Below are 4,159 nucleotides of genomic sequence, written 5' to 3'. Positions count from 1 at the left end.
GGATATCCCGCCGCGGGCTCTTGTAGTTAGGCTAGAGGATCGCGTCAGTGGCGTCGTCCCCAACAACCGAGATCTCGTTTGAGTTGAACTGGATGTTGGCACCCTGAACGATGTTCTGGGTGAACGCTTCCTGATTGACGATCGCATCAGCGGTGGTGGTGCCTGTGCCGCTGATGTTGCCGATTTCGGTCTCAGCCTTGGCGTCGTCCATCTTGGCTTCGCCGCCATCGGCAAAGGCTTGCTGAATGAACGAAGCTGCGCCGATGTTCCCATCGTCGAACTTGTCGTCCATCTTGCCGTCAACGTGATCGGCGTCGTACTTGACTTCTGGACTGTTCAGATAGTCGTTGTCGACGAGCGAGTTTACCTGCTGGATGTTGAAGGCGTTATCGTTGCCCTTGCCGTCAACGTCTTGCCAGACGTTGTTCGCGAGGGCTTGGACGATACCTTCGTTGTCATCCGCGTTGAAGTACTCGATATCGATCAGGTCGTCGTCGGTCGGCAAGCTGTCGAGGTCTAGGTCAATGCTAACGTCAACGTCCACCTTGGTCTCGACGTCGGTCTTGACCTCGTTCTTGACCTCGTTGCTGACTTTGTTGTCAACGTCGTTGTCGACCTTGTTCTCGAGCTTATTGTCGACTTCGTTTTCGACCTTGTTCTCGTTCTCGTTCTTGTTCTCGTTCGAGTTCTTATTGTCGTTGTCGTTCTCGTTCTTGTTCTCGTTTTCGCTCTTTAGATCCTGAACGGCAAACTGCCATTGGGACTGATGCTGATCTTGCTTCTGATCCTGATCCTGCTTCTGTTCCTGGCTTTGCTTGTCGTCCTTCTTGTGATCGTCGTCTCTGGGGTTCTTTGGGTGGTTTGGGTCGGTAAGCCATGATGGTCTCCTTGGCTTTTCAAGGACGCATCGCGGCTGAGAAACTCGCTGATCTTCTGCGTCGGCGAGAGACGCATATGCGATGACGTCCGGTCTAAGACATCTATCTGCGGCCCGGATTGCGGGGCGGCTCGCGCTTACGCCAAGACACACCGCGGATCTGCCGCTTCGGTATTGGGCTGGCTTTTCTGGGTATTTGCCTCCTTCCTGTTGTTTTTGACCGGAAAGCATCCGATCAAATTAGAGTTCTTTTTTAGGAGAGGCTTAGTAAGGTCAGCAATATTCTTATGCGTACCAAGTATTATCTAATAAGTACCCTGTATTTATGCTGCATTGCAAAACAACGCGTCGGACCGTTCTGACGCGTACCCCGAAATGAGAACGAAGCTTTATTCTGCTTGGATTTCTTGAGACATGGCTGTGTGACATAGAATACTATGCGTACCGTCGTTTATACAACGCGTACCCACTTCTAACGTTGAGCCCAAAGAGGACCCACGGTAAAGTTCAGCGGATTTCGTAGGTAAGGGGATCGCGAGCGATGTCGCTGGCGTCTGGCGCTGTCATGAAGCGGCGAGATACACGGGACTTCGGCAAGTTCCGCGATGAGGAGGCGGCTTACGAATTCGTCGAGCGACAAATCTGGCCGGATGGACCGGTGTGCCCTCATTGCGGCAGCAACCGCCGCATAGGGCGTTTAACCGGGGAGAGCACTCGCATCCATACCTATAAGTGCTACGACTGCCGGCGTCCTTTCACGGTTAAGCTCGGAACGATTTTTCAGGACAGCAAGGTCCCCATGCACAAATGGCTACAGCTCATCATGCTGAGCCGTGCGCTGGGACCCACACTGAGTCCATATAAAGCGGGCAGGATATTGGGTGTGACCGCAAAAACCGCCACGGCAATGCTTTTGCGCTTGCGAATTTGGGAGCAGAAGCTCCGACTCCGGAGTCGCAGCCAATAGAGCCGGTCGCCGATCAACGGAGCCGGCCTGCCTATCAACGCGATCTCCTTCGCCGCCTTCAAGAAGTGCCAGTTTTGCCACGTTTGTTACGGTGAGACATTAACCATAACTCGGTCTGCCACACATTCGTCATAAAAATCTAAAACTCTATTGATACGGTTGTAAGGTGGTAGACTTAGGGTTGTAAGGTTGGGTCGGTAACGTAAAGCAATCGATGGTCGTCATGGCGTACAGTTGCGTAAGGAGTTGCGTCAATGTCGCGCCAAAGGATGGCGGTTCGAACGCCGCGTGAACTTCAGCTTGAGCGCTTTCTAAGTGCCGTTAGTGAGAATGGGAACCGGCAGCTGATCGAGGAGTTCCTCGCTGCTTTCTCCCAGATAGCGCCGGCCGTGCGTGCACACAAGTCAGCACCGCCGATGAACGCTGTGAACGAACCTCATATCATACGTGGGTTCTGGGCCCCCGCTTCCCCTCCTGAGGGAGCCGCTGACAAGCGCCCCTCTCAAGAGCCTCGGCCGCGGAGACAGGTGCCACGTGGAAAGCATATGTCCTACGGCAACGGATCTGGATCTCCATCGAACGTACCGATGTAGCTATCAAACAGTTCCGACCAAAGCGCCGTCGCTGCGGAAGTGTCGTAGTTGAGGCCGTGTATCCGGAAGCCTGGTGGAAGCTGATCAGGATGGCTGTGCATGGGACGCGTCAGCTCTTCCATGAAGCGACTGGCGTTGAGGCAGCCATAGCTGAATCTTCGGTCGTTCCCGCTGCTGAGCAGGCAGATTTCTTCTCCGATCAAATGGCTCGGAAAGCCTGTCACGTCCTGCCACGCTTCAAGCTGTACCAGGCCGGCGCTTTGAGAGTCGAGGCGACCTGTGGTGCGCTCCGCGACCAAGGATATGAGCATGCTTATGAAGCCCACCATGTAAGGCTCGAGCCAAACGTGCTCTGTCAATTGCGTGGCGAAGCGCCTCTGACTCTCCTCGACGAAAGGAGCGATCAAAGCAACGGCGGCCTTGCGCGCGCGGCGGACTTTCCAAAGTCCGAACATGGTCACACCCCTCGCAAAAAGGGGATCAGGACTGACGTTGGATCGGCATATTTGCGCTTTCACGGCTCAAAGGCGAGTCTTTCCCATGAATTCACACCTGCCACCTAAACCAGACTTCGAATCGATCGAGACCGCTGCGTTCGAGTCCGCGGACCGCCGGACGACGCTTCTCGCTCTAATCGGGAATCTCTCATTCAGCTGGTCCAACAACGAAAGCATGTTCATTTATGTGCTCATGCTCTTGCTCGATACGGACGAAGTGTCGGCGGCAATCGTGTTCTCCACGCTCAATACCACGCGCGCGAGACTTGATCTGATACAACGCTTGGCACTCATCCGGATCGCGCGGAAAGACGTCCGCCAGGAGCTTGACGGTTTGATCGAGCGGTTTACTGCGGCCACTCGGCTGCGCAACGAGTTTAATCACGCGATGTTCATGCTCGATGAGCACGGAGATATAACCCACACACAGTCTTTGCGCATCGTCGAGCAGAGAGGTCGGTTCAAGTTCGGGGAAACGCGGCAGGTCGACAGGGCGCGCCTCGACGAAATGTCCACAGTGATCCGCGATCTGCGTGATCTCAATCGAGATTTATGGGACTTCCTCCCGCGCTTGCAAGCGCACGTACCAACACGTAGTGGGCCCTGAAGGGTGGGAGGTTACGAGGGGAGGCAAGACGGGGATCCTAAAAGGCCGAAAGGTTCCCATCATGACTGAAAGTCAATCGGTTCAAATTGTAGACGATCCATCGGTCAAGGAGATTTACGTCAACAAGCTCGTTAGCGCGGCCTTCGACGGAGCTTGCGTCAGCATCACCTTAGGGGTGGCGCGCGTTCGCCCTCCCGGCAGCAATGAAGCGAACGAGGCGTCGGCAAATGTCCATGTTACCGTGCGACTCGCGTTGTCTCCGGCCACGGCCGTCGACCTCACCAAGAACTTGGGCAAAATGCTCAACACCCTCAAAGACATGGCCATCAAGAGGCTGGGCGAGCAAAAACCGAACTAGTGCGCTCTTCTTCACGAGCGCAGGTAGTCCGGACGTACCGGAGAGATACGGCGCTTCTTGCGGTTGCATACGAGGACGCTTCTTTCGGCGCGGACAGCGCGAAGCGCGAGGAGGAGTTCGTATGTCTCTGCAAGCGACTTGCGGCTCTGGTCTATTGCGTGCTGCGTTGCCGCTCTCGAGAGGCGTACGTCGTCAACCGATGTGCACGCCTTCGAAATCGCATCCGAGCTTTTCGTCATGACGACCTCGTTCGCCGCTTC

General features: G+C 55.2%; 6 protein-coding genes. 3 read left to right on the top strand and 3 right to left on the bottom strand.

What is annotated here, in order from left to right:
- Positions 1–31: 31 nt before the first annotated feature.
- On the bottom strand, positions 32–1,108 hold the full coding sequence (locus AUC71_RS08785; RefSeq protein ID WP_083238214.1) for a hypothetical protein: 1,077 nt from the start codon (positions 1,106–1,108) through the stop codon (positions 32–34).
- Between the two features lie 310 nt (positions 1,109–1,418).
- Here AUC71_RS08785 and AUC71_RS22665 point away from each other — a divergent pair, with 310 nt between their 5' ends.
- Positions 1,419–1,844 carry a transposase gene (locus AUC71_RS22665; protein WP_069623965.1) on the top strand — a complete coding sequence of 142 codons (426 nt, stop codon included), beginning with the start codon at positions 1,419–1,421 and terminating at the stop codon, positions 1,842–1,844.
- A gap of 550 nt (positions 1,845–2,394) precedes the next feature.
- Here AUC71_RS22665 and AUC71_RS08775 read toward each other — a convergent pair.
- Positions 2,395–2,892 (bottom strand): hypothetical protein, encoded by a 498-nt coding sequence (locus AUC71_RS08775; RefSeq protein WP_069623964.1) that lies wholly within the window; start codon positions 2,890–2,892, stop codon positions 2,395–2,397.
- Positions 2,893–2,977: 85 nt separating this feature from the next.
- Here AUC71_RS08775 and AUC71_RS08770 point away from each other — a divergent pair, with 85 nt between their 5' ends.
- Positions 2,978–3,541 carry a hypothetical protein gene (locus AUC71_RS08770; RefSeq protein WP_069623963.1) on the top strand — a complete coding sequence of 188 codons (564 nt, stop codon included), beginning with the start codon at positions 2,978–2,980 and terminating at the stop codon, positions 3,539–3,541.
- A gap of 61 nt (positions 3,542–3,602) precedes the next feature.
- Positions 3,603–3,899: a hypothetical protein gene (locus AUC71_RS08765; protein ID WP_069623962.1), complete on the top strand. Its 297-nt coding sequence runs from the start codon at positions 3,603–3,605 to the stop codon at positions 3,897–3,899.
- 11 nt (positions 3,900–3,910) lie between these two features.
- Here AUC71_RS08765 and AUC71_RS20250 read toward each other — a convergent pair.
- A partial coding sequence (locus AUC71_RS20250) for a hypothetical protein (protein ID WP_204376686.1) occupies positions 3,911–4,159 on the bottom strand: 249 nt, incomplete at its 5' end.

It is taken from the genome of Methyloceanibacter marginalis (assembly GCF_001723295.1).
Taxonomy (GTDB): domain Bacteria; phylum Pseudomonadota; class Alphaproteobacteria; order Rhizobiales; family Methyloligellaceae; genus Methyloceanibacter; species Methyloceanibacter marginalis.
Note: the sequence above shows the minus strand (reverse complement) of the source record. Positions and strands in the feature narration are given on the sequence as shown.

What these genes read in the sequence shown, in the direction of transcription:
- AUC71_RS22665 (WP_069623965.1), top strand. Translation starts at nt 1,419, where the DNA reads ATGTCGCTGGCGTCTGGCGCTGTCATGAAGCGGCGAGATACACGGGAC.
- AUC71_RS08765 (WP_069623962.1), top strand. Translation starts at nt 3,603, where the DNA reads ATGACTGAAAGTCAATCGGTTCAAATTGTAGACGATCCATCGGTCAAG.
- AUC71_RS08770 (WP_069623963.1), top strand. Translation starts at nt 2,978, where the DNA reads ATGAATTCACACCTGCCACCTAAACCAGACTTCGAATCGATCGAGACC.
- AUC71_RS08775 (WP_069623964.1), bottom strand. Translation starts at nt 2,892, where the DNA reads ATGTTCGGACTTTGGAAAGTCCGCCGCGCGCGCAAGGCCGCCGTTGCT.
- AUC71_RS08785 (WP_083238214.1), bottom strand. Translation starts at nt 1,108, where the DNA reads ATGCTTTCCGGTCAAAAACAACAGGAAGGAGGCAAATACCCAGAAAAG.